Consider the following 25,923-nt stretch of genomic DNA (forward strand, 5'->3'; position numbering starts at 1 on the left):
AAAGCATCTAAGCGGGAAGCCGGCCTCAAGATGAGACTTCCATCACCTTCGGGTGGAGAGGCTCCCAGCCAGACGACTGGGTTGATAGGCCAGATGTGGAAGCACCGCAAGGTGTGCAGCTGACTGGTACTAATAAGCCGATGACTTGATAACACCAATTCTTTCCAAGATGAACGCGTCCACTTTGTGGTTCTCGACGTACGGTCGGGAACCAAACAACCACACTCATACGTGTGTGTTGCCTGATACATGTCAATAGTGTTTCGGCGGCCATAGCGTGAGGGAAACGCCCGGTCACATTCCGAACCCGGAAGCTAAGCCTCACAGCGCCGATGGTACTGCAGGGGGGACCCTGTGGGAGAGTAGGACACCGCCGGACTTCTTCTGTGAAAGAGCCACCCAGAGCTGGGTGGCTCTTTTGCGTTAACGATCCGTCCCGCTTCGTGGCGGATCAGCCGCCGATGGGGAGACGCAGCGTCACGACCGTGCCCTTCGACGCCAGCGAGCGCACGTCCACATCGCCCCCGTGTCGCCGGAGGACCGTGGCGACGAGGGTGAGCCCCAGCCCGGAGCCGGTGACGTCGCGGGCATTGCTCGCGCGCGCGAGCTCGTCGAAGACCTGAGGAAGGTCCTCCGGAGGGATGCCGCGCCCCTCGTCCGCGACCTCCATCACCACGCGGCCGTGCTCCTCTCGCAGCCGCACCTCGATGGGGCCGGACGCAGAGTACTTCGCCGCGTTGCCCAGCACGTTGTCCACCGCGAGCGACAGCAGATCCACGTCGCCGAGGACGGGCGGAACCGGCCAAGGCACGCGGGTGACCTGCAACGCCAGCCTCGCTCCGGCTCGAGGATCCTGCCGGCGGAGGGCGTCGATCGCGTCCTGCACCACGACCTCGAGGTCGACCGGAGCCCGTTCCAGGGGGATGGTCTCCAGCTCTGCGAGCTTGCGGAGATCGCGGACGAGCGCGCTGAGCCTCGTCGCCTGGGCGTCGACCGCCTCCCAGGCCTCGGAGGCCTCGGCGGCCGCCGCCGAGGCCCGTATCGCCATGATCGGGTTCTTCAGCTCATGGTCGAGGCGCGCGAGGAAGCGTCGATGCTGGGCGCGCTCGTGCTGCGCGGCCTCCTCGGCCGCGGCTGTGGCGCGCTCCGCCGCCGCGGCGGCGGCGGATCTCCGGGACCGACTCAAGAGGAGGGGGACCGTCGCGATCGCGGAGATCGCGAGTCCCGCTGTGCACACCACGCCGGGGAGCGCCATCTCGACGTGCAGCGCCCGCGCGTCCCCCGCGAGGAGCATGGCGGCGCCGACGGCGGCGCCCACGGCGGCCGGGGCGGCGGCGGCGATCCAGCCGGCCGTCCGCGCTCTCATCCGGCCACCACAGGAAGGGCGAACCGGTATCCCAGGCTCTGCACCGTCGTGATCCACTCGGCGTCGTCGCCCAGTACGCGGCGTAGCTCGGCGATCCGGTGGTCGACGGCACGACTGCTGGTCGCGAAGTCGAAGCCCCAGAGGGTGCTGAGCAGACGCTCCCGGGTGTGCACCTCATGCGGGTGCGACATGAGGTATTCGAGCAGCGTGAACGCCTTGGGCGTGACCGTCAGCTCGTCCCCGCCGCGCCAGAGACGCCGCGCCGTGCGGTCGAGTCGGAGCTCGCCGGAGCGCAGGGTCCCCGCGGCGCGGAGCGGCGTCCCTCCGCCGGCGGCGCGGCGGAGCACCGCGCGGATCCGCGACAGGAGCTCCTGCGGATCGAAGGGCTTGTTGAGGTAGTCGTCGGCGCCTTCGTCGAGCGCGGCGCTGCGCTCCCACGACTCGCCGACCTGCGTGAGGAGGATGATCGGCAGCGTGCCGTCGTCCGCGCGGACGCGGCGGACGAACTCCCGTCCGTCGAGACGGGGCATGAGTACGTCGCAGACCACGAGATCGGGGCGCCGTTCCGCGACCGCGGCCAGCCCCGCCAGCCCGTCGCCGGCGACACGGACGGCGAAGCCGCTGCGCTCCAGGAACGCGGCGAGGGGCGCGGTGATCGCCGCGTCGTCGTCCACGAGCAGCAGCTGCGGGCGCTCGGTATCGGTCATCGCGCACCATCCTCGCGGAGCGGGCCCACGGAGGGCATCGGGTCGCATGCGCCGTCCCCTCGGATGCCCCTTTCGAGGTCGACCCCGGCCACCGCCGTGCTCACGCTCATCGCTCCATGCTGGCAGAGCCGCGGGCGGTCGGCGGGGAGGTCAGCCCGCGGTGAGCACGTTGGCGGAGCCGACATCAGTGACCTCGGGAGTCGTGCCCTGCCAATGCACGAGGTTCGAGTTCCCGTTGACGAGCAGCTTGTCGACGGTGCCGGAGAGCACGACGTTGCCGTCGCCGATGACCTCGAGGTAGGCGACGTCGTCGGTGACGAGCTGCGACCCCGTGGCGTTGAGGATCACGCGGTCGCAGGCGCCCTCGACCCGGATGACCGCCGCGTCCTGGGTGAGGGTCAGCTCTCCGTCGCAGCGCTTGACGGTGGTGGCCGCGGCGATCACGGTCTGGCGATCTATGCCGTCTCCGTCGGGAGAGGACTGCTCCTCGGCGTCTTCCGAAGGGGCTGTCGACGGATTCGTCTTCTCGTCGGTCTTCGGCGGCGGGGTCTTCTCGGATCCGGCCGCGGGCTTCGTCCCGTCGACGACGTTGACCGAGCACGCGGTGAAGGCGAGGGTCAGGGAGAGCGCCGCGACGGCGAGGGCGAGGGGACGGAGGGTGCGCATGGTGTGCTCCTGGAGATGTCGTGCGGTGCGAGGTCAGAGGGCGGCCGGGATGAAGATCTCGACCCGGCGGTTGAGCTGGCGGCCGGCCGGGTTGTCGGCGCCGTCGAGCTCGTTCGGCGCGACCGGGCGGCTCTCGCCGTAGCCCTCGGCCGTGAACTGCGTCTTCACGCCGCGGCGTCGCAGGTCGGCCACCACGGACTCGGCGCGCTTCTCCGACAGCGTCTGGTTGTAGTCGTCCGCGCCGATCGAATCCGTGTGCCCGGAGACCTCGGCCTGGCCCACGTCGAGCGAGGAGAGCGCCTTCGAGACCGCCTCGAGCGTCTTGCCCGCGTCGGCGCGGATGTCGCTGCGGTCGAAGTCGAACAGCACTCCGTCGGAGAACGTGAGCGTCGTGCCGCAGGACTTCAGGGGCGCGAGGGCGGTGAGCGGCGGGAAGACCCCGAGCTTCGGAACCGGAGGGATCGGATCGGCCTTCACCGTCTTGCCGTCGATCTTCGCCGTGCCGTCGCCGTAGTTGCGGATCGCGATCGTGCCGTCGGAGTACTCTCCGGAGCCGTCGCCGAAGTTCTGGATGTGCACGCGTCCCGCGGTGTAGTTGCCTGAGCCGTCGCCGAAGTTCTGGATCTCCTGGTCGTGGTCGGTGTAGTTGCCCGAGCCGTCACCGAAGATCTGCACCTTCTTGGTCGCGTCGGTGTAGTTGCCGGAGCCGTCGCCGAAGTTCTGGATGGTGACCGATCCGCTGGTGTAGTTGCCGGAGCCGTCGCCGAAGTTCTGGATGGTCACCCCGTTGATCGTGGAGTTGCCTGAGCCGTCGCCGAAGTTCTGCACCGAGCCGTCGGGGCCGGTGAACGACCCGGAGCCGTCGCCGTAGAGGTAGGCCGATCCGTTGCCGGATACGACCTTGCCGCCGCCGTCGCAGTGCGCCGGGGAGGCCGTCACCCCGGGGATGTCCGCGAGCGCGTCGTTGACCTTGATGGTGAATGCCGACGCGGAGGTGTCGAGGAGGGAGAGATCGGGGAGCACGAAGAGGGGGACGGGCGGGAACTGCCCGACGTCGTAGCCCGGCACGGTCGCCGCCGCCGGAGCGGCGGGCGTCTTGGCCGTCGCGGGGCGGGCGGAGGGCGAGGACTGCGGGGCGGAGGCCGCGCAGCCGGTGAGCGCGATCGCGGCGGCGAACCCGAAGGACACGGCCGACAGGAGCGGGCGGATGCGGCGGCGCTGAGCTGTGGTCATGAGTAGAGGTTATCGATCCGGGATCGCAGCCCTGTCGCCGCGATGTCGCAGTTCGGCGACATCGTCACCGCCGGTCGTAGCCGAGACGCTGCGCGAGCAGGAGGGCCGTGGCAGACACCGCCTCCGCGATGCGATCCGCGTCGGCGTCGACGTCGGTCCAGGTGACCGCGACAGCGGCGACGGGCCAGCCGGCGTGATCGCGCACCGCGGACGCGATGGAGCGGAACCCCTCGGTGACCTCGCCGTCCTCGCTCGCGACCCCGGCGGCCCTGACCCCGCGCAGCAGCTCGCGCAGCTCCGCGGGACGCGCGGGCCCGCGGCCGGTGCGGTCGGTGAAGGCCGCGGAATCCGGATAGAGCGCGCGCACCTGCGAGCGGGGGAGCGCAGCGAGCATCGCGCGTCCGGTGGCGGTCAGATGCGCGGGGAGCCGGACCCCGACCTCCGTCACGAGGGCGGGGCGGCGCGCGGCGCGCTCCTCGACGATGTACAGCACGTCACGCCCCGTCATCACCGCCAGATGGGCGCTCTCGCCCAGCCGGTCGGCGAGCCCGGCGACGAGCGGCCGGCCGGCGCGGGCGAGGGGCTCCTGCCGCGCATAGCCGCCGGCGAGCTCGAAGGCGGAGGTGCCGAGCCCCCAACGCCGCTCCTGGGGGAGATGCACGACGAAGCCGTGCTCCTCGAGGGTCGCGAGGAGGTGGTAGACGGTCGAGCGGGGGATGCCGAGGTCGCGGCCCAGGGCGGATGCGGCGATCGGTCCCGGGCGCCGGGCCAGATGGCGGAGGATGCGCAGGGTCTGGTCCGCAGCCGGAACCTGCGGGCGGCTCTCCTCATCGTCTGGGATCACAGACAAAGGATCTCATACCGGCCTGTCCCATCGCCTGCGGCGGGTGTGGAATCGAGACATGCCTGAACTGCCCTCCGTCATCGTCGGCGCCGCACCCCTGTCGCCGGCCGACGTCGTCGCCATCGCCCGCCACCACGCCCCCGTCGTCATCGACGCGGACGCACTGCTGCGCGTCGCGGCCTCGCGACGCGTGATCGACGACATGGCGGCCGACCCGGTGCCGCACTACGGCGTCTCGACCGGGTTCGGTGCTCTCGCGACCACCTTCATCGCCCCTGAGCGCCGCCGTCAGCTGCAGGTCAGCCTCATCCGGTCGCACGCCGCCGGCACGGGTGCCGAGGTCGAGATCGAGGTGGTCCGGGCGCTCCAGCTGCTCCGCCTGCAGACCCTCGCCTCCGGGCGGACCGGCGTCCGCCCGGTCGTCGTCGAGACCTACGCCGCGATGCTCAACGCCGGGATCACCCCGCTGGTGCGGGAATACGGCTCGCTCGGCTGCTCCGGGGACCTCGCCCCCCTGGCCCACGTCGCGCTCGCCGCGATGGGGGAAGGGGACGTCCGCGACTCCTCGGGAGCCCTCGTCCCGGCATCCGACGCGCTCGCCGCAGGCGGGATCGCGCCGCTCGTGCTCGAGGAGAAGGAGGGGCTGGCGCTCATCAACGGCACCGACGGGATGCTCGGGATGCTCCTGCTCGCCCTGCACGACCTGGAGACCCTCGTCACGACCGCCGACCTCGCTGCGGCGATGTCGATCGAGTCGCAGCTCGGGACCGACGCCGTCTTCGCCGCCGACCTGATGGCGCTCCGTCCGCAGCTCGGCCAGGCCGTCTCCGCCGCGAACCTCCGCTCCTTCCTCGGGGACTCGCCGATGGTCGCCAGCCACAAGGGGCCGGACGACGGGCGCGTTCAGGACGCGTATTCGCTGCGCTGCTCTCCGCAGGTGCACGGCGCCGCACGCGACACGATGGCGCACGCCGCCACGATCGCGGAGCGGGAGCTCTCCGCGGTGGTCGACAACCCCGTCGTCACCGTCGACGGCCGCATCGAGTCGAACGGCAACTTCCACGGTGCGCCGGTCGCCGCCGTGCTCGACTTCCTCGCGATCTCGGTGGCCGACGTCGCCTCCGTGTCCGAGCGCCGCACGGACCGCGCCCTCGACCCGGCGCGCAGCCACGGGCTTCCCCCCTTCCTCGCCTCGGAGGTCGGCGTCGACTCGGGCCTGATGATCGCCCAGTACGCGGCGGCGGGGATCGTCTCGGAGCTGAAGCGGCTCGCCGTCCCCGCATCCGTCGACTCCATCCCGTCGTCGGCGATGCAGGAGGACCACGTGTCGATGGGGTGGGCGGCCGCGCGCAAGCTGCGCCGGGGCATCGACGGGCTCGCGCGGGTGCTGGCCATCGAGATTCTCACCGGGGCCCGCGCCCTCGACCTGCGCGCGCCGCTCGTCGCGGGGCCCGCCACCGGAGCCGTGCGCGATCTCGTCCGCACGGTCGCCGGCGGCCCCGGCCCCGACCGGTTCCTCTCGCCCGAGATGGAAGCCGTCACCGCACTGGTCAAGACGGGCGCCGTCGCCCGCGCCGCGAAGGAGCACGCGAATGTCTGAGCACACCCTGCACGATCCGAGCCGCCGGATCCGCGCCCCGCGAGGCCACGAGCGGACGGCCAAGAGCTGGGGCGCCGAGGCCGCCAAGAGGATGCTGATGAACAACCTCGACGCCGAGGTCGCCGAGCATCCGGAGGACCTGGTCGTCTACGGCGGGACCGGCCGCGCCGCACGCAGCTGGGAGGCGTACGACGCGATCGTCCGCACGCTCGACGAGCTCGAACCCGACGAGACGCTGCTCGTGCAGTCGGGGAAGCCGGTCGGCGTCTTCCGCACCCACGAGTGGGCTCCGCGGGTGCTCATCGCCAACTCCCACCTCGTCGGCGACTGGGCCACCTGGCCCGAGTTCCGGCGGCTCGAGGAGCTCGGCCTGATCATGTACGGCCAGATGACCGCCGGCTCCTGGATCTACATCGGCACACAGGGCATCCTGCAGGGCACTTATGAGACGTTCGCCGCCGTGGCGCGCTCGCTCGGCAGGGAGTCGCTGAAGGGCACGCTCACCCTCACCGGCGGCGCCGGGGGGATGGGCGGCGCGCAGCCGCTCGCGGTGACGCTCAACGAGGGCGCCGTGCTCATCGTCGACGTCGATGAGACCCGTCTGGCGCGCCGCGTCGAGCACGGGTACCTCGACGAGTACACGACCGACCTCGACGACGCGGTCGCCCGGGCCGTCGCCGCGAAAGGCGCCGGCGAGGCGCTGTCGGTCGGTGTCGTCGGCAACGCCGCGGAGGTGTTCCCCGAGCTGCTCCGACGCGGCGTCCCGATCGACGTGGTCACCGATCAGACCAGCGCCCACGACCCGCTCGCCTATCTGCCCGTCGGGATCCCCGTCGCGGAGTGGAAGGCCGAGGCCGAGCGCGATCCGGAGGCGTTCACCCGGCGCTCGCGGGAATCGATGGCCGCCCACGTCGCCGCGATGGTCGCGTTCCAGGACGCCGGAGCCGCGGTGTTCGACTACGGCAACTCGATCCGCGCGGAGGCGAGGCTGGGCGGCTTCGACCGCGCGTTCGAGTTCCCCGGCTTCGTGCCGGCATACATCCGGCCGCAGTTCGAGGAGGGGCGCGGGCCGTTCCGGTGGGCGGCGCTCTCCGGCGACCCGGAGGACATCTACAAGACCGACCGCGCGATCGCGGCGCTCTTCCCCGAGGACAAGGCACTGCACCGCTGGCTGGAGAAGGCCGGCGAGAAGGTGCACTTCGAGGGGCTGCCGGCGCGCATCTGCTGGCTGGGGTACAAGGAGCGCCACCTGGCGGGGCTGAAGTTCAACGAGATGGTCGCCTCGGGCGAGCTGTCGGCGCCGATCGTGATCGGCCGCGACCACCTCGACTCCGGATCCGTCGCCTCGCCCTACCGCGAGACCGAGGCGATGAGGGACGGCTCCGACGCGATCGCCGACTGGCCGCTCCTCAACGCCCTGCTGAACACGGCCTCCGGCGCCTCCTGGGTGTCGCTCCACCACGGCGGGGGCGTCGGGATCGGCCGCAGCATCCATGCCGGGCAGGTCACGGTGGCCGACGGTTCGGAGCTCGCCGCGCAGAAGCTCGAGCGCGTCCTGACGAACGACCCCGGCACCGGGGTGATGCGCCACGTCGACGCGGGATACGACCATGCGAAGGACGTCGCCCGCGAACGCGGGCTGAAGGTGCCGATGGGGCTGTGACGATGCGGACGCTGATCACCGGCATCGGGGAGCTGACGACGAACGTTCCGGCGGGGGACGACCGGACCGGGACCCGGCGCGATGCCGCCGTGCTCGTCGAGGACGGGCTCGTCGCCTGGGTCGGGGACGCAGCCGACGCCGACATGACCGCGGACGAGATCGTGGACGCCACGGGGGGCGCCGTGCTCCCCGGGTTCGTCGACAGTCACAGCCACCTCGTCTTCGGGGGCGATCGCGCCGCCGAGTTCGAGGCCAGGATGGCGGGGGAGAGATATGCCGCAGGGGGCATCCGCTCCACCGTCGCGGCGACCCGCGCGGCCGCCGACGCCGAGTTGCGGGAGCGGCTGCACGGCTTCCTCGCCGAGATCCATGCGCAGGGCACCACCACGGTGGAGATCAAGAGCGGCTACGGGCTGGACGTCGCCACTGAGGAGCGCCTGGTGCGGCTGGCCGCCGAGGTCACCGACGAGGTGACCTTCCTCGGCGCCCACGTGGTGCCGGCCGAGTACGCCGATCGGGGCGACGCCTACGTCGATCTCGTCGTGGGGCCGATGCTCGACGCGTGCGCGCCGCACGCCAAGTGGATCGACGTGTTCTGCGAGACCGGCGCCTTCACCGTCGCGCAGTCGCGCCGTGTGCTGGAGGCGGGCATCGCCCGCGGGCTCGCCCCCCGCATCCACGCCGGGCAGCTCGGCCCCGGCGACGGAGTGCAGCTCGCGGTGGAACTGGGGGCGGCGTCCGTCGACCACGGCACCTTCCTGACCGACGACGACGTGGCGGCGCTCGCCGGCTCCGACACCGTGCTCACCCTGCTTCCCGGCGTCGAGTTCTCCACCCGGCAGCCCTATCCGGACGCCCGGCGCCTGATCGACGCCGGCGTGACCGTGGCGCTCGCCTGCGACACGAACCCCGGGTCGAGCTTCACCTCCTCGATGCCCTTCTGCATCGCGGTGGCGGTGCGGGACATGCGGATGACGGTCGCCGAAGCGATCTGGGCGGCGACGGCGGGAGGCGCGGCGGCGCTCCGCAGGGACGACATCGGTGTGATCGCGGAGGGCCGGCGGGCCGATCTCGTGCTGCTCGATGCGCCGACCCGGGTGCACCTGGCCTACCGCCCCGGCGTCCCGTTGATCGATCGCGTCTGGAAGGACGGCGTCCTCGTCGCCGGAGGGGGCTCGCGGGCTCGATAGGGTCGAAGCATGGACACCTTCGCGCTGATCTTCACCATCGCGCTGGTCGTCTTCGCCACACTGCTCATCCGGCCGATCCGGATCAAGCTGCGTGCGCTCCGGCCGAAGGACGGAGGACGCCGTGGCATCGCTGCGGCAGGGCGTCTCGGCGTCTCGCTCCGCCTGGGCGCGGGCGGCCTCGCGATCGTGGAGCGGGCCCTCGGCGAGGCGCGCGGCGTCACGAGGGAGTCCGCGACGGAGTGGACGCTGGTCTGGCTGGAGCCGGAGGACCTGCTCGTCCGGTGGGTCCCCGAGGGCGACGGCGGGGTGATCCGTGTCGTCCGCGCGGCGGAGATGGACGGCATCCCCGTCGGCGACCGCGCCTGGCAGCGACTGGTCGCCGCCATCGAGAAGGCGGCGTCGGTCCAGGGGGTGCCCGCGCAGCGCCGTGACGGCAGGCTGCATCCGATTCCGGCCCGCGACGGCTCAGGCGCCCGCTTCTGGATGCCGGAGGACTGATCCCGCGGGGACAGCCCTCCGGCTCCGGGTCAGCCGATCGCCTGCGCGCAGACGATCGCCGCGGCGGCGGACCATGCCTGCGGACGGCAGGCGGCCGGGTACGGCACCGGAGTCCCGCCGGGGACCCGGGAGTCGCCGGCGTGCAGCTCGGGAACGCGATACCCGAAGCCCTCCGCGGCGTCGACCAGCTGCCGGGCGATCTGCGCCGCCTCGCCGGGGAGCCCTGCGCGCAGCATGCCGTGCACGGAGATCGCCGTGTCGTGCGTCCAGACGCTGCCGCCGTGATAGCTCAGCGGCCAGTAGCCGGCCGCGCCGGTGGACATCGTGCGGATGCCGTATCCGCTCGCCATCGAGTCGCCCGTGAGCAGCGCTGCGCAGGCGCGCTCCTCCTCCGGATCGAGGATGCCCGTGCCGATGAGGTGCCCGATGTTGCTCGTGAGGCTGTCCACCGCGGAGCCATGGGCGTCGAGGGCGATCGCCGGGTAGCGGCCCTCCGGCGTCTCGACCCAGTACGCCGCGCGGAAGCGGGTGCGGAGATCCGCGGCCCAGGCCCGCAGCCCCTCCGCGCCGTCCTCGCCGAGGGCGTCGAGCAGGTCTGCTCCGCGCACGGCGGCCTCGTAGGCGTAGCCCTGCACCTCGCACAGGGCGATCGGCCCCTCGGCCAGGCGTCCGTCGCGCCACTGGATCGAGTCGCCGGAGTCCTTCCACCCCTGATTGGCGAGGCCGTGGCCGGTCTCGTCCACGTAGTCGATGAAGCCGCTGCCGGAGGCGTCCCCGTGCACGGTGACCCACTCCAGCGCCGCACGCAGGTGCGGAAGCAGTTCCCGCACCTCGTCCTCGGGCATCCCGGCGTCGCGCGCGTCGGCGAGCAGGCAGACCCAGAGCGGCGTGGCGTCGACCGTGCCGTAGTAGAGGGGCGGGAGGTGCACGCCCTCGTTCGGGAGGGACAGTGCGGCGCTCCGCAGCTCGTGCGGGATCTTGCCGGGGGCCTCGGCGGTCGCGGGGTCCTTCTTCGTGCCCTGCAGCCGGGCGAGCACGCGCAGGGTCGAGGCAGCGGCCGCCGGATCGAGGGGGAGGGCGAGACGTGCCGCCCAGATCGAGTCCCGTCCGAACAGGGTGAAGAACCAGGGGGCTCCGGCGGCGTAGAACACGTCCTGCGGATGCGACGGCGTCGACAGGCGCAGGGCGGCGAGATCGCCGGTCGCCTGCGAGATCCACCGCTCCAGGCGAGGATCCGCGGAGGCGGGGATCGCGGACGGGGCGGGTGCCGGCGGCGCGGTGACCACGAGGGTCGGGTCGTCGAGGGCGATCGCCCAGTCGACGCGGAGCGCACCGCGCGGCGGGAGCTCGAGATCCCAGCGCAGGTGGATCCCGCGGTCGTCGGCCGTGACCGCAGCCGCCCCGGCGTCCACGGCGAAGGACGCCTCGCCGGCGCGGGCGGAGGTCCCGTCCCAGGTCCATTCGACGTCGCCGGCGAGCCCGGCCTTGACCAGCTGCAGCGGGGCGAAATCGGGGACGATCCGCACCGTGAGGCCGATGCTCACCGGAACCTCGCGAGCCGAGGACAGCAGGACGGTCTCGGCGAAGGAGCCGGCCGCGACGAGGCGCTCGCGATCCATCCGCACCTTCGGGTCGGCCTGGTCGTCGTCGATCCCGCGCAGGACGTCGGTGAAGGTCGCCGTCTGCGGTGCGGGGGAGGACCAGGAGATCGGCTCGAGCGCGGTGCCGTCGACGGTCGTCTCGATCGCGCGGACGTGCCGGACGTCGCCGTGGTACAGGCCGTGGATCGGTGCGGATCCGATCTCGCCTGACGCGTCCGCCCAGACCTGGGTCGGCGCCTGGAGGGTGATGATCGCGTCGTTCAGCAGCGGCTGGAGGGGGTGGTGGGGGGTGGTCATTCCGGTGTTTCTCTCGGTGCTCGTAGCGTGTTGTCGGTCGTGGCGGAAGGCCTCAGCGCAGGAGGCGGGCGTCGAGCCGCGTCTCGGAGCCGTCGGAGTCGAACGCCCAGGCGGAGGCGTCCGGTCTGTCGGCGACCACCTCCACCAGCTCCGTGCCGCGGTATCGCAGCCCGACGCCTTCGTCGACCCCGTGGCCGGCGGGGATCAGCCCCGCGGCGATCGCCTCTCGGAATGCCGGACGGCGCCCGGGCTGGGAGTCGTGGTGCGGGCTGAACGAGCCGGGCAGCATCCGCAGGCCGTCGGCCACGACCGAGGGGGCGGGGCCGAACGAGGTCGTCGTCCCTCCGCTGTGCCAGCACAGGCCGCCCGCCGACCCGCCGGCGAGCACGACGCCCTCCTGCCAGGCCCGCCGCAGCACGTCGTCCAGACCGTGCGCACGCCACAGCGCGAGCAGGTTCACCATGCTGCCGCCGCTCACCCAGATCACGTCCCGGCTGAGCACGTGCTCGGCGAGGTCCTCGTGGTTCGGATGGGGGAAGAGACGGATGTGGCTGGCCTCCGCACCGGCAGTGCGGGCCGCCTCGAGCTCCGCGCCCTCGACGAACCGGGGGTCGCCGCCGGCGGTGTTGACGTGCGCGACGCGGGGCGCACGCCCCGTCACCCCGGCGAGCTCGATCGCGTAGTGCAGCAGCGGTCCGTAGGCGGTGTCCTGCCAGCCGCCGTCGACCATTCCGCCGCAAGTCGCGAGGATCGTCGGCTCCGAGGCGGTCATTCCTTCACCGCCCCTTCGCTGGAGTTCATGATCCGCCGCTGGAAGATGAAGAACATCACCGCGACCGGGATCGTCATGATGATCGCCGCTGCGAGCTTGATCGGGAACTGCTTGCCCTGGCTCAGCTGGCCGTTCGCGAGCTGGGCGACACCCCTCGTCAGCGTCGTCAGCTCGGACGACTGCGTCGAGATGATGAAGTGCGACAGCTCGTTCCAGGAGCCCTGGAACGAGAGGATCACGATCGTGATCAGCGCCGGGCGGGCCATCGGCAGCACGACCGACCAGAACACGCGGAATGTGCCGGCGCCGTCGATGCGCGCCTGCTCCTCGACCGATGCGGGGATGGACTCGAAGAAGTTCTTCATGATGAACACCCCGGCCGCGTCGACGAGCAGCGGCAGGATCATGCCCGCGTAGGAGTCGTAGATGCCGATCTGCTTGATGACGAGGAACTTCGGGATGAGCAGCACGACGGTCGGGACGCTCATCACCGCGACGAGGCCCGCGAACACGACGTTGCGCCCGCGGAACTGCAGGCGCGCGAGGGCGTACCCGGCCAGGGAGTTGAAGAACACGCGTCCGAGCGTCACGACGATCGTGACGATCACCGAGTTCTTGAACCAGGTCGGGAAGTCGCTGCGCAGGAACAACTGCGCGTACGCCTCGGTGGTGAAGGTCTGCGGCACCAGAGAGAGCGGGTTCGTCGCGGCGTCCGGGTCGGTCTTGAAGCTCGTCGCCACCTGGATGAGGAAGGGGTAGATGTACACCAGGGCGAGGGCGATCAGCAGCGCGTAGAGCACCGAGGTGCTGACGATGCGCGCCGTGCCGAGGTGCTTGCGCCGCGTGGGGAGGGCGGTGGCGGTCATCGTCGGCCTCCCGGGGTCGTCGGATCGGGCGTTCGCTCGGCTGCCGAGGTGCGTGCGGCGGCGCGCGCGGCGGCGTCGAGGTAGGGCTGGTTGCGACGGCGCGAGACCTTGCGCTCGCGCAGCACCCAGCGCTGCAGGAGCGTGAAGGCGATGATGATCACGAACAGGATGAACGCGATCGCGGCGCCCTGGCCCCACTCCTGGTTGATGAACGAGGACTGGTACGACTGATACGCCGGCGTGATGGTGGTCTTGGCCGGCTGGCCCCTGCTGCCGGTGTAGATCTGGTCGAAGATCTGCCAGCAGCCGATGAGGCCGAGGGTGAGCACGGTGAACAGGGTCGGGCGCAGCTGGGGGAGGGTGATGCGCCAGAAGCGCTGCCAGCCGTTCGCACCGTCGACCATCGCGGCCTCCTGCACCTCGCCGGAGATGTTCTGCAGCGCGGCGAGGAACAGCAGCATGAACGTGCCGCTGGTGGTGAAGATCGCCATGATGATGTAGACGCACATGGCGACGCTGGGGCCGCCGATCCAGTCCCAGAAGGAGACTCCGAGGAAGTCGTTCTGCGTGAGGGCGGCCGGGCCGCCGGTGGCGCCGAAGTGGAAGATGCCCGAGGGGTCGTTGAGCCAGTTGGGGCCGTTGATCCCGAGCCAGCCGAGCGCCGCGTTGACCGCTCCGGTGGTGGAGAAGAGGAAGAGGAAGAGGACGGTGATGGCGACCGAGCTCGTCACCGAGGGGAAGTAGAAGGCGGTGCGGAAGAATCCGCGTCCCTTGAGGATCTGGCGGTTGACGAGCACGGCGAGGAAGAGGCTCAGTGCTGTCTGACACGGCACGACGAGGATGACGTACCAGGCGTTGTTCTTGATGCTCATGCCGAAGTCCTGCTCGGCGAGCCCGCCGCCGAGCAGGAGCTCGCCGTAGTTCTTCAGGCCGACGAACGAGACGGAGCCGGAGAACGGCGACCCGCGGCCGCCCCAGTCGCTCACGCTGACCCAGAGGGCCATGAGGACGGGGACCACCAGGAACAGGCCCAGGAGGATCAGCATCGGGGCGGTGAAGAGCCACCCCGATGCGGTCTCGCCGCGGCGCAGGCCACGACGAGACCGCTCGGCGTATGCGGACATGGTTACTTGATGATCGCTTCGAGGTTCTTCTGCGTGGCGTCGAGGATCGCCTTCGGGTCGCCGGTGGCGAGAGAGCCGAGCTTGCCGTTGAAGTCGGTCACCACGTCGGCGGCACCCTTCGCGGTCGGAACGCCCTGCGCGTAGTCCGCGCCGTCGAGGAACGGGACGAGAGCGGGGTTGTCCTTCTTCCAGGCGTCCGCGGCGGACTTGATCGACGGCATCGGGCCGAAGGCCTTCGAGAACGCGAGCTGGCTGTCGGTCGAGGTCAGGTGCTCGACGAGGTCGAGGGCGGCCTTCTGGTTCTTGCTGTCCGCGGCGATGCCCCAGCAGTTGGTGAACTGCAGGGTGCCCTTCTTGGCGTCTGGGCCCGCCGGGAGCTCGACGGCCTTGTAGTGCACGTCCGGGTAGTCGTTCTTCATGGCCCCGGTGATCCAGTTGCCCTCGACGACCATCGCGGCCTTCTGGGTGCCGAATGCCTCTCCACCCCAACCGGTGCCGAGGTCGGCGGCGAACTTCATCTCGCCACCGGTGAGGAGGCCCTTGAGGTATTCGAGCGCCGTGACGTTGCCCTCGGCGTCGGCGGTGGCCTTCGTCGAGTCGGCATTGGTGAGTCCGCCGCCGGCGGCGACCATGAACGCGCCGACGCGGGCGTACTCCCCGCTCATGCTGAGGCCGACGTGGCCATCGGCGGTGAGCTTCTTGGCGACCGCGGCGAGCTCATCCCAGTTCTTCGGGATGTCGGCGTCGGTGAGGCCGGCCTTCTGCCACATGTCGGTGTTGATGACGAGCTGCAGCGTCGAGAAGTCCTTCGGCGCGCAGTAGAGCTTGCCGTCGTAGGTGAAGGACTTCAGGAGGCTGGGATAGAAGTCGTCCTTGTTCTTGAGCTTGTCGCCGTAGGCGAGCAGCGAGCCGTTCGAGGCGTAGCCGGCCAGGGCGTCGGTGGACAGGTAGAACACGTCGGCGGGGGTGCCGGCCGCGAAACCCTGCGAGAGCTGCTGGTTGAGGTCGCTCGCCGCGGTGACCTTCGCCTCCGTGCCGGAGTCCTTCGACCAGGCAGCGACGGCGTCGTTGACCGCGGTGGTCTCCGCGTCGCCTGAAGAGCCGATGAGGATGTTCAGCGGCTTGTCCGACGAGGTGAGCTCTCCGGAGTCGCCCTTTCCGCCGGAGCCGCCGTCCGAGAAGCCCGAGCCGCAGGCCGTGAGGGTGAGCGCGCCGGTGACCAGCACCGCGGAGGCGCCGAGCAGGGTGCGGGTGATGTGCCGTGACATTTCTCTCTCCTTTGAAGAGTCATAGCTGAACAGGCGGGGTGCCGTGATGCAAGGTCGATCGGGGAATTTGAACGATCAAACTTTGTGTGGAATAGGCTAGGCGCGCACGAAGCGCTCTGTCAAGCGAGCGCCTGTTCCCGGGGAGGCACGATGTCGAAGGCGCCAACGGTGGAGGACGTCGCGCTGCGCGCGGGGGTCTCGCGCCAGACGGTGTCGAACGTGCTGAACACTCCGGACATCGTCAAGCCTGCCACGCGGGAGCGTGTGGTCGCGGCGATCGAGGAGCTCGGCTACCGCCGTCATGCGGCCGCCCGGCGGCTGCGGATCCGGCGCAGCTCCACGATCGGGATCCGGCTCGATCCCTACGTCGGCGGGATCTCCGGCGTGGTGCTCGACCGCTTCGTGCACGCCATCACCGAGCGTGCGAGCGAGCGCGGGATGCGGATGCTGGTGTACTCCGCGCGCACGGCGGAGGAGGAACTCGCCCGGCTCGCGGAGCTGTGGGACGGCTCGGAGATCGATGCCGCGATCCTCACCGGCACCGTGCGCGACGACCCCCGGGTCGTTCGGCTCGACGAGGACGGTCTGCCCTTCGTGTCGTTCGGACGCCCCTGGGGCACCGACGACATCGCCGACCCGAAGCATCTGTGGGTCGACGTCGACGGCGCCGCGGGGACGAGGGCCGCCTGCGAGCACGCGCTCGGCTTCGGCCCGCGGGTGGCGTTCCTCGGCTGGCCGACCGGATCGGGCACCGGGGACGACCGCGAGCGTGGCTGGGCCGAGCGGATGGCGGATGCGGGACTCCCCGGTCCGCGGCTGACCGCCGAGGAGGGCGTGTTGCCCGGACGTCTCGCCGTCGAGGCGGCGCTCGCCGCAGGGCTCGACGCCGACGCGATCGTGTGCGTGAGCGACTCCCTCGCGGTCGGCGCGTTGCTCGCCGTCGCCGCCGCACGTCGCCCGCTGCCCGTCATCGGCTTCGACAACACGCCGACCGCCGAGGCCCTGGGGTTCTCCAGCGTGGAGCAGCGCCCCGAGGACGTCGCCGGCGGCGTGCTGCGGCTGCTCATGGGCCCCACCGGCGACGTCGTGGTGCCCAGCCGTCCGCTCGCCGGATCCGCCCACGTGCTGATCGAGCCCCGCCTCGTCGTCCGCTGAGGTCGGGGGGACGGGGCCCGCGCGGCGGGTGGGCCGGTCTGCGGGGTGGACGTTCTGCATCCGTGGTGACGTTCTGCATCCGGATGTGGGGTGTTCGGGGTGCGGAGTGTCGTGTGGGATGCGGTCTGTGCGGTTCGGGGCGCGGGAGGCGGCCCGGAGCGGGCACGGCGCGAGTAGCGTGGAGGCATGGCACGGATCATCGTCATCGGCGGCCACGGCAAGGTCGCGCTCCTGCTCGCTCCGATCCTCTCCGCGCGGGGAGACGAGGTCACCTCGGTGATCCGCAACGCTGCGCACGCCGATGAGATCCGCGCCGGCGGGGCCGATCCGGTCGTCTTCGACGTGGAGCACGAGTCGCGTGGTGCCCTCGCCGAGCTGATCGCCGGACACGACGCGGTGGTCTGGTCGGCCGGGGCCGGAGGCGGCGACGCTTCCCGTACCCGAGCCGTCGACTTCGAGGCCGCCGCCCGCTCGATGGACGCGGCGAGGGATGCCGGAGTGTCCCGCTACGTGATGGTCTCGTACTTCGGATCCCGGCCTGACCACGGCATCCCGCCGACGGACTCCTTCCACTCCTACGCGGAGGCGAAGGCGGCCGCGGACGAGTATCTGCGTGCGACGTCCCTCGCGTGGACGGTGCTCGGCCCGAGCCGGCTCACGCTCGGCGACGCGACCGGGCGGATCGACGCGGAGGCGAAGGCGTCCGGTGAGGTCTCCCGCGCGAACGTGGCACTGGTGATCGCGCAGACCCTCCTCGAGCCCTCGACCGTGCACCGCACCATCCGCTTCAACGACGGAGACCGCCCGGTCGCCGACGCGCTCGCCGGCTGAACGGCGGTCGCGGACGACCTTCCGCGCTCGACGCCATCCGCGTCAGGCGCGGCCCCTCTCCCGCGCACCGAGGATCGCCGCCTGCACGCTCGGCCAGTCGTGCACGATCTGCGCGTAGTCGAACCGGAGCGTCTCGTATCCACGCCGTGAGGCGGCCGCGTCCCGGCGCAGATCCTTGTGGCGGAGCGCCGGCCCGTCGTGGTTCTCGCGTCCGTCGACCTCCACGATGAGGCATTCGTCGATGACGAAGTCGACCCGGCCGACGCCTTCGACATCGACCTGGCAGGCCAGCCTGATGCCGAGGACGTGCATCCGCAGCCGGAAGAGGGACTCCAGGCCGCTGTCCGCATCGGGCCGGGCGATGTCCAGCATCCATCGTGCGCTCCTCGGCAGCGCCGTCCGGATCCGTTCGCGCGCCCGGCGGTCCAGTCTCCTCCGCCGCCACGCGGACTCGTACGCGGCGAAGAACGCCTCGTCGCCGGCGCAGTGCCGGAGGTGAAGCAGCGCCGTCTCGATGCCGACCGCCCCGAGGGGCGGCGCACCCCGGTGATGATGGGTGACGCATCGGCATCCGTCGTGGAGGTGGGGATGGCGTCCGGAGCCGATCCAGACGTGCGGACCGTTGATCTCGGGGAGCACCCAGATGCCGGCGTCACGCAGCACGCTCGCGCAGGTGAGGGCGCCGCCATGCGATGCGGCTGCGTGGAGGTCGGGAGCGAGCGACGTGACGCCGAAGACCCCGTTGCGTACGCGTACGATCTGTCCGCGGCCGACGTCCCGCGCCAGCTGTGCGCGGGTGAAGCCCAGCTGCTGCAGCCGGGTTCCACGGGCGAGCCGCCGAGGCGGCGGAGGGCATCGGATGGCGTGTGCATGTCTGACAGGATGGCGTCTCGCGACCGCATCCGTCCGCCGCATCCTCACGGACGGTGGAGAAGGATTCTCCGTGACGGACTGGGGAGGACGTACATCCCGCATCCGAAGCGACGGACGGCACCCGCGGGCGGCCGAACCCGAGTGCCGTTCGTCATCTCGAGTGCGGATCGTCCCGGGGCCAGGGCAGAGGTAAGGGCAGGGCCAGGCAGACGCGGGGGCCGGGCCCGGGATCCCCGGGGGAAGGTCACACCATCCCGGCGAGGAGCTCCAGCACGCAGAGGGCCGCGAGCCGCACGGTGCGGCCGTCGGGGGCGTCGGCGGTGGCGTCCACCTCGGCGAGGTCGGCGCTGACCACCCGGGGATCGGCGCCGATCGCCCGGGTCAGCGCGCGCAGCTCCCACGCCGCCAGGCCGCCGGGGACGCTCGCCGGGCAGCCGGGGGCGACCGCGCGGTCGCAGACGTCCACGTCGATGTCGAGGTGGACGCGCGGATCGTTCCCGGCACCGGCGATCGAGAGGGCTTCGGCGGCGACGTCGTCGACGCCGCGGAGACGGAGCTCGTCGAGGGTGACGACCCGGATGCCCCAGTCGGCGGCCCGCCGGGCGTAGGCGGCCGAGTTCGCGAAGTCGGCGATACCGACCTGCACGATGCGGCGGGGATCGATCCGCTCCCCCTCCGGGGCGTCCTCGACGAGCCGGCGCACGGGCGATCCGTTGGAGACCCCGTCGCGCAGGTCGAAATGCGCGTCGAAGGTGATGAGGCCGGTCGCTGCGGCGCCGCGCGCGACCGAGTAGGTGAGCGAGTTGTCGCCGCCCAGCGCGATCACACGCCGGGTGGATGCGGCCAGCTCGGCGACCCGTGCCACCGTGCGCTCGGTGCCCTCCGGTCCGTCCGGCTCGGACACGTCGCCGGCGTCGACGATGCGCAGCGCCTCGCCGAGGTCGACCGGCGGCGGGCCCATCAGGGTCGCCCCGTAGCGGGGGAGCGCGTCGCGGATCGCGCGGGGCGTCTCGTGCGCCCCCGTCGGCGAGAGCGAGGTGCGCCACACGGGGACGCCGATGATCGCGGCATCCGAAGGGGCGCCGTCGGACGCCGGCCAGGACCCGGCCCGAGGCCAGAGCGGATCGTGCGAGAGAGCCATGGGCGTTCCTCCTCAGGCGCCGGGGATGAGGGCGTGGGCGACGGTGAAGATCGCGAGGCCGGCGAGCGCTCCGACCACGGTGCCGTTGAGCCGGATGTACTGCAGGTCGCGCCCGACCATCAGCTCGATCTTCTCGGTGGTCTCAGCGGGGTCCCAGCGCTCGATCGTGTCGGTGATGATCGACGCGATGTCGTGCCGGTAGCGGTCGACGGCGAAGACAGCCGCCTCGGTGACCCAGCCGTCCACCCGCCGCTGCAGCGCCCCGTCGGTCGTCAGCCGCTCGCCGATCTCCGCCAGCGCGGCCGCGGCGCGCACCCGCAGCCCGCTCCGCGGATCGGCCAGGGCATCGATCAGCCCGTTCTTGGCGGCGTGCCAGGCCTCCGCGGCGAGCGACGCGACCCGCGGGCTGTCGAAGAGGTTCGCCTTGGCGTTCTCCAGCCGCGCGCGCATCGCCGGATCGTGCTGCAGCCCGTCGGCGAGGCGGGCGAGATAGCCGTCGAGCGCGATCCGGGCCGGATGCCGCGGATCGGCCTGCACCGCCTGCACGAACTTCACGGCCTCGCGGTACACGGTGTCGTCGACGAACCGGTGCGCGAGCGAGGGGACCCAGGACGGGAGGCGCCGGGAGATCAGCCCCTGGAAGGCCTTCTCGTTCTGGCTGAGCCAAGCGGCGATGCTGTCCACCGCGAGGTCGACGGCGCCATGGTGCGCGTCGGCCTCGACGATCCGCTCGAGCCAGGCGCCGGCGGGCGGGCCCCACTCCGGGGCGACGAGGTGCTGGCGGGCGAGATCGGCGATCACGTCGCGCACGTCCTCGTCGCTGAGCGCGTTGAGGACGGCGGTCGCGATCGTCGCCCCCTCCGCGGCGACCCGCTCGGCGTGCGGCGGCTGACGCAGCCACTCTCCGAGACGGCGTGCCACCTCGGTCTCGTCGAGTTTGGTGCGGACGACCTCCGCGGAGAGGAAGTTCGTCTCGACGAACTCGCCGAGGCTGCGGCCGATCTCGTCCTTGCGGTTGGGGATGATCGCCGTGTGCGGGATGGGGATGCCGAGCGGATGCCGGAACAGCGCGGTGACGGCGAACCAGTCGGCGAGGGCGCCGACCATGCCGCCCTCCGCCGCCGCGCGCGCGTACGCGAGCCACGGCACCCGGCCCTGCAACCAGAATGAGACGACGAACAGCACGGCCATCGCGATGAGGGCGCCGAGCGCCACCGCCTTCATCCGGCGGAGGTTCCGCAGCCGCACTTGATCGGCCTCACTGAGCAGGGGGATCGTGCGCTGCGCCATGGGGTCATCCTCCCACGCGGCATCGGCGCGCGGGGGCGCGACGCCGGTACTCTCGAAGGGTGATCGAAGACATCAAGAAGCGTGCCCTGCACCGCACCAGCATCCTCGAGGGTCAGCTGCGCGGCATCGCGCGGATGATCGAGAACGAGGAGTACTGCATGGACATCATCACGCAGTCGCGTGCCGTGCAACGCTCGCTGGAGTCGCTCAACCGCCTCCTCCTGGAGAACCACCTGCGCACCCATGTGACCCACATGTTCGAGCACGGCGGCGAGGAGAGGGACCAGGCCGTCGGCGAGCTGCTGAAGGCCTTCGACTTCGACTCCAAGTAGCGCCGCCCCGGCGCTCAGCCCACGCGCGCGTCGGCCGCCTCGAGCGCCTCGTCGATCGCCGCGAGCCCGCGCACGAGATCGCTCTCGGAGATGATGAGCGGCGGCGCGACGTGGGTGCGGTTGAAGTGCGTGAACGGCCAGACCCCGCGCTGCTTCGCGGCCGCGGCGAACTCCGCCATCGGCGCCGCCGCGGGACCTGTGGCGTTGAACGGCACCAGCGGCTCGCGCGTCTCGCGATCGCGCACCAGCTCGATCGCCCAGAAGAGACCGCGGCCGCGGATCTCCCCGACGCTGGGGTGCTTCGCGGCCATCGCGCGCAGTGCCGGCTCCACGACGCGGGAGCCGAGGTCGCGCACCCGCTCGAGGATGCCGTCGCGCGCGAACACCTCGAAGGTCGCGACGCCGGGAGCGCACGCGAGCGGATGCCCCGAGTAGGTGAGGCCGCCGGGGAAGGGCGTCTCGTCGAAGTGCGCCGCGACGCGCTCGGACAGCACGACCCCGCCGAGGGGCGCATAGCCCGAGTTGACGCCCTTGGCGAAGGTGATCAGATCGGGCGCCGCGCCGAAGGCGTCGATCGCGAACCACTCGCCGATGCGGCCGAAGCCGACCATCACCTCGTCGGCGATGTAGAGGATGCCGTGCCGGTCGCAGAGCGCGCGCACCCCGTCGAGATAGCCGGGCGGCGGGATGAGCACCCCGTTGGTGCCGACCACCGTCTCGATGATGATCGCCGCGATGGTGGCGGGACCCTCCAGCAGGATGGTCTGCTCGAGGTGATCGAGCGCCCGCTGCGCCTCCTGCTCGGGGGTCTCGGCGTGGAACGCGGAGCGGTAGAGGTAGGGGCCGAAGAAGCGGACGGCGCCGCCGTCGCCCCCGTCGTTGGCCCAGCGGCGGGGGTCCCCGGTGAGCGTGATCGCCGTCGCCGTCGAGCCGTGGTAGCTGCGGTACATCGAGAGGACCTTGCGCCGGCCGGTCACCTGGCGGGCCATGCGCACCGCGTACTCGTTGGCCTCGGCCCCGCCGTTGGTGAAGAACACCTTCTCGAGGCCGTCGGGCGCGACGCCGGCGATGAGGCGCGCGAGCTCTCCGCGCACGTCGTTGGCCATCGACGGCTGGATCGTCGCCAGCCTTCCGGCCTGGCGCTGCAGTGCGGCGACGAGATCCGGATGCTGGTGTCCGAGGTTGAGGTTCACCAGCTGACTGGAGAAATCCAGGTAGGGCCTGCCCTGGTAGTCCCAGAAGGTCGCCCCCTTGCCCGCGGCGACGGGCAGCGGGTCGATGAGGGCCTGTGCGCTCCAGGAGTGGAAGACGTGCCCGCGGTCGTCCCCGCGCACGCGGGCCTCCGCCTCGGCGTCCGGCAGGGTGCGGACCGCTCCGGTCCGGTCGGCGTACTCGATCATCTCTGCTCCTGCGGCGTTCAGCGGTTGCTCGGGAAGCCCAGGTCGATCTGGGCCGGGGTGTGGTCGGGCCAGCGCGTGGTCACGACCTTCGAGCGCGTGTAGAAGTGGATCGACTCCGGGCCGTAGATGTGGGAGTCGCCGAACAGCGAGTCCTTCCAGCCGCCGAACGAGAAGACGCCGACGGGCACCGGGATCGGCACGTTCACGCCGACCATCCCCACCTCGATGTCGAACTCGAACCGGCGCGCGGTGCCGCCGTCGCGGGTGAAGATCGCCGTGCCGTTGCCGAACCGGTTGCCGTTGACCAGCTCGACAGCCTCGGCGTAGCTGTCCACCCGGACCACCGAGAGCACGGGGCCGAAGATCTCGTCCTCGTACACCTTCATGCCCGGCCGCACGTGGTCGACGAGGCTGACGCCGAGGAAGAAGCCGTCGCCGTCGAAGCGCTGCCGCGTGCCGTCCACCACGACGCGGGCGCCCTCGGCGGTGGCGGCCGCGACGTAGGAGGCCACCCGGTCGCGGTGCTCCCGCGTGATGAGCGGCCCCATCTCGCTCGTGGGGTCGTCGCCGGGGCCGATCCGCAGCTCGCCGATCGCCTGCTGCAGGCGCGGCACGAGCCGGTCGGCGACGTCGCCGACCGCGACGAGCACCGAGACCGCCATGCAGCGCTCGCCCGCGGAGCCGTAGGCGGCGGACACGGCGGCGGCCGTGGCGGCGTCGAGGTCGGCGTCGGGCATCACGACCATGTGGTTCTTCGCCCCGCCGAGAGCCTGCACCCTCTTGCCGGACGCCGAGGCGCGCGCGTAGATCGACCGGGCGATCGGCGTGGAGCCGACGAAGCTCACCGCGGCGACCTCGGGTGCGTCGAGGAGCGCCTCCACCGCGGACCTGTCTCCGTTGACGACGTTGAGCACGCCGTCGGGGAGCCCTGCCTCGCGGAAGGCTCGCGCCAGCCAGAGCGCGGCGGAGGGGTCCTTCTCGGACGGCTTGAGCACGACGGTGTTCCCGCAGGCGATCGCGGAGGCGACCATCCACAGGGGCACCATCACCGGGAAGTTGAACGGCGTGATCGCCGCGACCACGCCGACCGGCTGCCGCACGGAGTGGACGTCGACGCCGCGGGCCACCTGCTCGGCACGCTCGCCCTTGAGGAGATGCGCCAGCCCTGCGGCGAACTCCACGTTCTCGATGCCGCGCGACACCTCGCCCGCCGCGTCGGACAGCACCTTGCCGTGCTCGCTCGTCACCACCGCCGCGAGCTCCTCGGTGCGCTCGCTGAGGATCTGGCGCAGCCGGAAGAAGACGTCCGCGCGCCGGATGAGGCTGGTCGCTCGCCAGCCTGGCAGCGCCGCCTTCGCCGCGGCGACCGCCGTGCGCACCTCGTCCGCGGTGGCGACGGCCACCCGGCGGTGCGCCACCCCGGTCGCGGGATCGTAGACGGGGAGGGTGCGATCCGCGGCGGCGGTCTCCTCGCCGGCGATGAAGTGAGGGATGAGGGTCATGGGCGCCTTCTCCTGATCGAACAGAATGACCGAGCGGACTATGCTCGGCTGTTGCCTCATACTCACAATGAAATGGATGCGATCGTGGCTGCAGATCGTACGGATTCGACCGCCTCTCGGACACTCCGTCCGGAACTCGGTGCGCTGACGATGGCGGAGGCGCTCGGGGTCGAGCCCCTTCGTGCCGGGCATCCGGAAGTGCTCGTCGGCGGCGAGGCGCTCACGAGGCATGTGCGCTGGGTGCACAGCTCCGACAACGAGCGCATCGCGTCGCTGCTGGAGGGCGGAGAGCTGCTGCTGACCACCGGGGCGGCCTGGCCCGGAGGAGAGGAGCGGCTCCGCGACCTCGTGGGGTCGCTCGCCGACGCCGGGGCCGTGGGCATCGTGCTCGAACTGGGCGGGCGGTTCTCCGTCGCGCCGCCCGCGCTGGTGCAGTCCTGCCGGGAGCGGGGGATCGCGCTGGCGGTGCTCGAGCGCGAGGTGAAGTTCGTCGCGGTCACCGAGGCGGTGCACCGCCTGATCATGGGGACGCAGCTGGAGGCGCTCCGTGCGCGGCAGCACGTCCACGACCTGTTCACCGCGCTGAGCCTGCGCGGGGCACCCGCCGAGACCGTGGTCCGGGAGACCGCGCGCATCCTCGCGGCCCCCGTCGTGCTGCAGAGCGCCGCAGGCGAGGTGGTCGCGCTCGCTGCGGCGGGCCGGGAGGAGGCGGGTGCGCTCGCCGGGCTGGGCTCGGGCGCCGTGTGGGAGCACGCCACGGTGGAGGCCCGCGGCACGCGGTGGGGGCGGATCGTCGCCCACCCGGATGCCGCGCACCCCGCCGGAGTGCGCACGGTGCTCGAGACGGCGGCGACCGCGCTCGCGCTGGGGCGCCTGGCGGACGGGGACGGCCGGGCGTGGGAGCGCGCCGCGAGCCGGATGCTGGTGCAGGCCCTGCTCACGGAGTCGTTCGCGACTCCGGAGGACGCCGTCGTGCGCCTGGAGGCCTCGGGCTTCCCAGTGCGCGGACGGGTGCTGCACGCCCTGGTCCTGCGCGATGCGGACGAGGACCTGATCGACGCCGCGGCGCAGGCGCTCTGCGAAGCGGGCGCCGTGCACGCGGCGCAGGAGGGCCGCGACGGCGTGCTGCTGCTGTCGCTTCCCCGGGACGGAGCGGCCGACGTGCGCGAGGCGGCGCTGCGCGAGGCGCGCCGACGGGTGCGGGAGGCGAACGCCGTGTCGGGGCGCGCCTCCGCCGCCGGGTGGGGAGAGGCGGCGGAGACGCTGGACGCGCTCGCAGCGTCCGTCGCCTCCGCACGGCTGCTCGCCGCCCGCGCGGCGCCCGGGGAGCTCGTCCGCGGCGACGGGCGGCCCCTCACGCGGCTGGCGGGGCGGATGCACGGCGATCTGCGGCTGGCGGCCTTCCGCGCGGAGATGCTCGGTCCGCTCGAGGAGTGGGACCGCGCCCACCGCGGGGACCTCTTGGCCGTGCTGTCCGCTCTGGTCGCGCGTCCGTCGAGCCGCACCGCGGCCGCGGCGGCCTCCGGGCTCTCTCGGTCGGTGTTCTACCAGCGGCTCGCGCTGATCGAAGACCTCACGGGCGCCGACCTCGACGACGGTGAGACCCTCGCCGCGCTGCATCTCGCGCTGCTGGCGGGCGGCTGACGCGCGGCGCGGGAGCCGCCCCTCCGATCCCGGCCGGCCGCCCGGGCTCCGTCGACCCGT

General features: G+C 71.8%; 23 protein-coding genes and 2 rRNA genes. 10 read left to right on the plus strand and 15 right to left on the minus strand.

All coding sequences use genetic code 11. From position 1 onward, the window contains the following. Positions 1-153, plus strand: a 23S ribosomal RNA gene (locus ABWO84_RS12755); the annotation flags it as partial. A gap of 109 nt (positions 154-262) precedes the next feature. Then, positions 263-379 (plus strand): 5S ribosomal RNA (rrf, locus tag ABWO84_RS12760). Positions 380-451: 72 nt separating this feature from the next. Here the strand turns inward: rrf and ABWO84_RS12765 are convergent. From ABWO84_RS12765 to ABWO84_RS12785, 5 genes are all read right to left on the minus strand, one after another. Continuing rightward, on the minus strand, positions 452-1,366 hold the full coding sequence (locus tag ABWO84_RS12765; RefSeq protein WP_353115105.1) for a sensor histidine kinase: 915 nt from the start codon (positions 1,364-1,366) through the stop codon (positions 452-454). Continuing rightward, positions 1,363-2,073 (minus strand): response regulator transcription factor, encoded by a 711-nt coding sequence (locus tag ABWO84_RS12770; protein ID WP_353115107.1) that lies wholly within the window; start codon positions 2,071-2,073, stop codon positions 1,363-1,365. The genes ABWO84_RS12765 and ABWO84_RS12770 overlap by 4 nt, the downstream gene beginning before the upstream one ends. A gap of 150 nt (positions 2,074-2,223) precedes the next feature. Further along, complete coding sequence (locus ABWO84_RS12775; RefSeq protein ID WP_353115109.1) at positions 2,224-2,739, minus strand: DUF3060 domain-containing protein; 516 nt, start codon at positions 2,737-2,739, stop codon at positions 2,224-2,226. A 33-nt stretch (positions 2,740-2,772) separates the two neighbouring features. Next, positions 2,773-3,972, minus strand: a complete 1,200-nt coding sequence (locus tag ABWO84_RS12780; protein ID WP_353115111.1) for an OmpA family protein — start codon at positions 3,970-3,972, stop codon at positions 2,773-2,775. A 64-nt stretch (positions 3,973-4,036) separates the two neighbouring features. Beyond that, complete coding sequence (locus ABWO84_RS12785; RefSeq protein ID WP_353115113.1) at positions 4,037-4,822, minus strand: IclR family transcriptional regulator; 786 nt, start codon at positions 4,820-4,822, stop codon at positions 4,037-4,039. A gap of 52 nt (positions 4,823-4,874) precedes the next feature. Between ABWO84_RS12785 and hutH the strand changes: the two genes are divergently transcribed. Genes hutH through ABWO84_RS12805 form a run of 4 tightly spaced genes read left to right on the plus strand, consistent with a single transcriptional unit; the run spans position 4,875 to position 9,767 of the window. Further along, positions 4,875-6,416, plus strand: a complete 1,542-nt coding sequence (gene hutH / locus ABWO84_RS12790; protein WP_353115115.1) for a histidine ammonia-lyase — start codon at positions 4,875-4,877, stop codon at positions 6,414-6,416. Then, positions 6,409-8,079, plus strand: coding sequence for a urocanate hydratase (gene hutU, locus ABWO84_RS12795; RefSeq protein WP_353115117.1), 1,671 nt, complete (start codon positions 6,409-6,411; stop codon positions 8,077-8,079). The genes hutH and hutU overlap by 8 nt, the downstream gene beginning before the upstream one ends. A gap of 2 nt (positions 8,080-8,081) precedes the next feature. Then, positions 8,082-9,269 (plus strand): imidazolonepropionase, encoded by a 1,188-nt coding sequence (gene hutI, locus ABWO84_RS12800; protein ID WP_353115235.1) that lies wholly within the window; start codon positions 8,082-8,084, stop codon positions 9,267-9,269. Positions 9,270-9,278: 9 nt separating this feature from the next. Then, positions 9,279-9,767 (plus strand): hypothetical protein, encoded by a 489-nt coding sequence (locus ABWO84_RS12805; RefSeq protein ID WP_353115119.1) that lies wholly within the window; start codon positions 9,279-9,281, stop codon positions 9,765-9,767. A 29-nt stretch (positions 9,768-9,796) separates the two neighbouring features. Here the strand turns inward: ABWO84_RS12805 and ABWO84_RS12810 are convergent, their stop codons facing one another. Genes ABWO84_RS12810 through ABWO84_RS12830 form a run of 5 tightly spaced genes read right to left on the minus strand, consistent with a single transcriptional unit; the run spans position 9,797 to position 15,695 of the window. Continuing rightward, positions 9,797-11,665 (minus strand): glycogen debranching N-terminal domain-containing protein, encoded by a 1,869-nt coding sequence (locus ABWO84_RS12810; protein WP_353115121.1) that lies wholly within the window; start codon positions 11,663-11,665, stop codon positions 9,797-9,799. 52 nt (positions 11,666-11,717) lie between these two features. Then, positions 11,718-12,437, minus strand: coding sequence for a Type 1 glutamine amidotransferase-like domain-containing protein (locus ABWO84_RS12815; RefSeq protein WP_353115123.1), 720 nt, complete (start codon positions 12,435-12,437; stop codon positions 11,718-11,720). Next, on the minus strand, positions 12,434-13,303 hold the full coding sequence (locus ABWO84_RS12820) for a carbohydrate ABC transporter permease (protein WP_353115125.1): 870 nt from the start codon (positions 13,301-13,303) through the stop codon (positions 12,434-12,436). Before ABWO84_RS12820 ends, ABWO84_RS12815 begins: the two co-directional genes overlap by 4 nt. Next, a complete protein-coding gene (locus tag ABWO84_RS12825) occupies positions 13,300-14,427 on the minus strand; it encodes a carbohydrate ABC transporter permease (protein WP_353115127.1) in 1,128 nt (375 codons plus the stop codon). The genes ABWO84_RS12820 and ABWO84_RS12825 overlap by 4 nt, the downstream gene beginning before the upstream one ends. A 2-nt stretch (positions 14,428-14,429) precedes the next feature. Further along, positions 14,430-15,695 (minus strand): sugar ABC transporter substrate-binding protein, encoded by a 1,266-nt coding sequence (locus ABWO84_RS12830; RefSeq protein WP_353115129.1) that lies wholly within the window; start codon positions 15,693-15,695, stop codon positions 14,430-14,432. Positions 15,696-15,845: 150 nt separating this feature from the next. Here ABWO84_RS12830 and ABWO84_RS12835 point away from each other — a divergent pair, with 150 nt between their 5' ends. Together ABWO84_RS12835 and ABWO84_RS12840 are read left to right on the plus strand one after the other, a co-directional pair. Then, the gene (locus ABWO84_RS12835) at positions 15,846-16,850 is read left to right on the plus strand and encodes a LacI family DNA-binding transcriptional regulator (protein WP_353115131.1); all 1,005 of its coding nucleotides are present in this window, start codon (positions 15,846-15,848) and stop codon (positions 16,848-16,850) included. A gap of 186 nt (positions 16,851-17,036) precedes the next feature. Next, entirely contained in the window at positions 17,037-17,681 is a 645-nt protein-coding gene (locus tag ABWO84_RS12840) for an SDR family oxidoreductase (protein WP_353115133.1), read from the plus strand. A 42-nt stretch (positions 17,682-17,723) separates the two neighbouring features. Here ABWO84_RS12840 and ABWO84_RS12845 read toward each other — a convergent pair whose 3' ends face one another. The 3 genes from ABWO84_RS12845 to ABWO84_RS12855 form a co-directional block, all read right to left on the minus strand. Beyond that, positions 17,724-18,596 (minus strand): endonuclease domain-containing protein, encoded by an 873-nt coding sequence (locus ABWO84_RS12845; protein WP_353115134.1) that lies wholly within the window; start codon positions 18,594-18,596, stop codon positions 17,724-17,726. A gap of 202 nt (positions 18,597-18,798) precedes the next feature. Then, positions 18,799-19,695, minus strand: coding sequence for an agmatinase family protein (locus ABWO84_RS12850; protein ID WP_353115136.1), 897 nt, complete (start codon positions 19,693-19,695; stop codon positions 18,799-18,801). Between the two features lie 12 nt (positions 19,696-19,707). Further along, positions 19,708-20,985 (minus strand): DUF445 domain-containing protein, encoded by a 1,278-nt coding sequence (locus ABWO84_RS12855; RefSeq protein WP_353115138.1) that lies wholly within the window; start codon positions 20,983-20,985, stop codon positions 19,708-19,710. Positions 20,986-21,044: 59 nt separating this feature from the next. On the opposite strand from ABWO84_RS12855, the gene ABWO84_RS12860 reads away from it, so the two are divergent. Beyond that, positions 21,045-21,317, plus strand: a complete 273-nt coding sequence (locus tag ABWO84_RS12860; protein WP_353115140.1) for a metal-sensitive transcriptional regulator — start codon at positions 21,045-21,047, stop codon at positions 21,315-21,317. A gap of 14 nt (positions 21,318-21,331) precedes the next feature. Here ABWO84_RS12860 and ABWO84_RS12865 read toward each other — a convergent pair whose 3' ends face one another. Next, positions 21,332-22,717, minus strand: a complete 1,386-nt coding sequence (locus ABWO84_RS12865) for an aspartate aminotransferase family protein (protein WP_353115142.1) — start codon at positions 22,715-22,717, stop codon at positions 21,332-21,334. Positions 22,718-22,734: 17 nt separating this feature from the next. Next, entirely contained in the window at positions 22,735-24,219 is a 1,485-nt protein-coding gene (locus ABWO84_RS12870) for a CoA-acylating methylmalonate-semialdehyde dehydrogenase (RefSeq protein ID WP_353115144.1), read from the minus strand. Between the two features lie 84 nt (positions 24,220-24,303). Here ABWO84_RS12870 and ABWO84_RS12875 point away from each other — a divergent pair, with 84 nt between their 5' ends. Continuing rightward, entirely contained in the window at positions 24,304-25,863 is a 1,560-nt protein-coding gene (locus ABWO84_RS12875) for a PucR family transcriptional regulator (protein WP_353115146.1), read from the plus strand. Positions 25,864-25,923: the final 60 nt, after the last annotated feature.

It is taken from the genome of Microbacterium sp. (assembly GCF_040394595.1).
Lineage (GTDB): Bacteria > Actinomycetota > Actinomycetes > Actinomycetales > Microbacteriaceae > Microbacterium.

Excerpts from the sequence above, each read along its gene's own strand:
- ABWO84_RS12775 (WP_353115109.1), bottom strand. The coding sequence starts at position 2,739 with ATGCGCACCCTCCGTCCCCTCGCCCTCGCCGTCGCGGCGCTCTCCCTG.
- ABWO84_RS12820 (WP_353115125.1), bottom strand. The coding sequence starts at position 13,303 with ATGACCGCCACCGCCCTCCCCACGCGGCGCAAGCACCTCGGCACGGCG.
- hutI (WP_353115235.1), top strand. The coding sequence starts at position 8,082 with ATGCGGACGCTGATCACCGGCATCGGGGAGCTGACGACGAACGTTCCG.
- ABWO84_RS12765 (WP_353115105.1), bottom strand. The coding sequence starts at position 1,366 with ATGAGAGCGCGGACGGCCGGCTGGATCGCCGCCGCCGCCCCGGCCGCC.
- ABWO84_RS12830 (WP_353115129.1), bottom strand. The coding sequence starts at position 15,695 with ATGTCACGGCACATCACCCGCACCCTGCTCGGCGCCTCCGCGGTGCTG.
- ABWO84_RS12810 (WP_353115121.1), bottom strand. The coding sequence starts at position 11,665 with ATGACCACCCCCCACCACCCCCTCCAGCCGCTGCTGAACGACGCGATC.
- ABWO84_RS12835 (WP_353115131.1), top strand. The coding sequence starts at position 15,846 with ATGTCGAAGGCGCCAACGGTGGAGGACGTCGCGCTGCGCGCGGGGGTC.
- ABWO84_RS12865 (WP_353115142.1), bottom strand. The coding sequence starts at position 22,717 with ATGATCGAGTACGCCGACCGGACCGGAGCGGTCCGCACCCTGCCGGAC.
- ABWO84_RS12840 (WP_353115133.1), top strand. The coding sequence starts at position 17,037 with ATGGCACGGATCATCGTCATCGGCGGCCACGGCAAGGTCGCGCTCCTG.
- ABWO84_RS12855 (WP_353115138.1), bottom strand. The coding sequence starts at position 20,985 with ATGGCGCAGCGCACGATCCCCCTGCTCAGTGAGGCCGATCAAGTGCGG.
- ABWO84_RS12825 (WP_353115127.1), bottom strand. The coding sequence starts at position 14,427 with ATGTCCGCATACGCCGAGCGGTCTCGTCGTGGCCTGCGCCGCGGCGAG.
- ABWO84_RS12805 (WP_353115119.1), top strand. The coding sequence starts at position 9,279 with ATGGACACCTTCGCGCTGATCTTCACCATCGCGCTGGTCGTCTTCGCC.
- ABWO84_RS12780 (WP_353115111.1), bottom strand. The coding sequence starts at position 3,972 with ATGACCACAGCTCAGCGCCGCCGCATCCGCCCGCTCCTGTCGGCCGTG.
- ABWO84_RS12770 (WP_353115107.1), bottom strand. The coding sequence starts at position 2,073 with ATGACCGATACCGAGCGCCCGCAGCTGCTGCTCGTGGACGACGACGCG.
- hutU (WP_353115117.1), top strand. The coding sequence starts at position 6,409 with ATGTCTGAGCACACCCTGCACGATCCGAGCCGCCGGATCCGCGCCCCG.
- ABWO84_RS12870 (WP_353115144.1), bottom strand. The coding sequence starts at position 24,219 with ATGACCCTCATCCCTCACTTCATCGCCGGCGAGGAGACCGCCGCCGCG.
- ABWO84_RS12845 (WP_353115134.1), bottom strand. The coding sequence starts at position 18,596 with ATGCGGCGGACGGATGCGGTCGCGAGACGCCATCCTGTCAGACATGCA.
- ABWO84_RS12815 (WP_353115123.1), bottom strand. The coding sequence starts at position 12,437 with ATGACCGCCTCGGAGCCGACGATCCTCGCGACTTGCGGCGGAATGGTC.
- ABWO84_RS12850 (WP_353115136.1), bottom strand. The coding sequence starts at position 19,695 with ATGGCTCTCTCGCACGATCCGCTCTGGCCTCGGGCCGGGTCCTGGCCG.
- hutH (WP_353115115.1), top strand. The coding sequence starts at position 4,875 with ATGCCTGAACTGCCCTCCGTCATCGTCGGCGCCGCACCCCTGTCGCCG.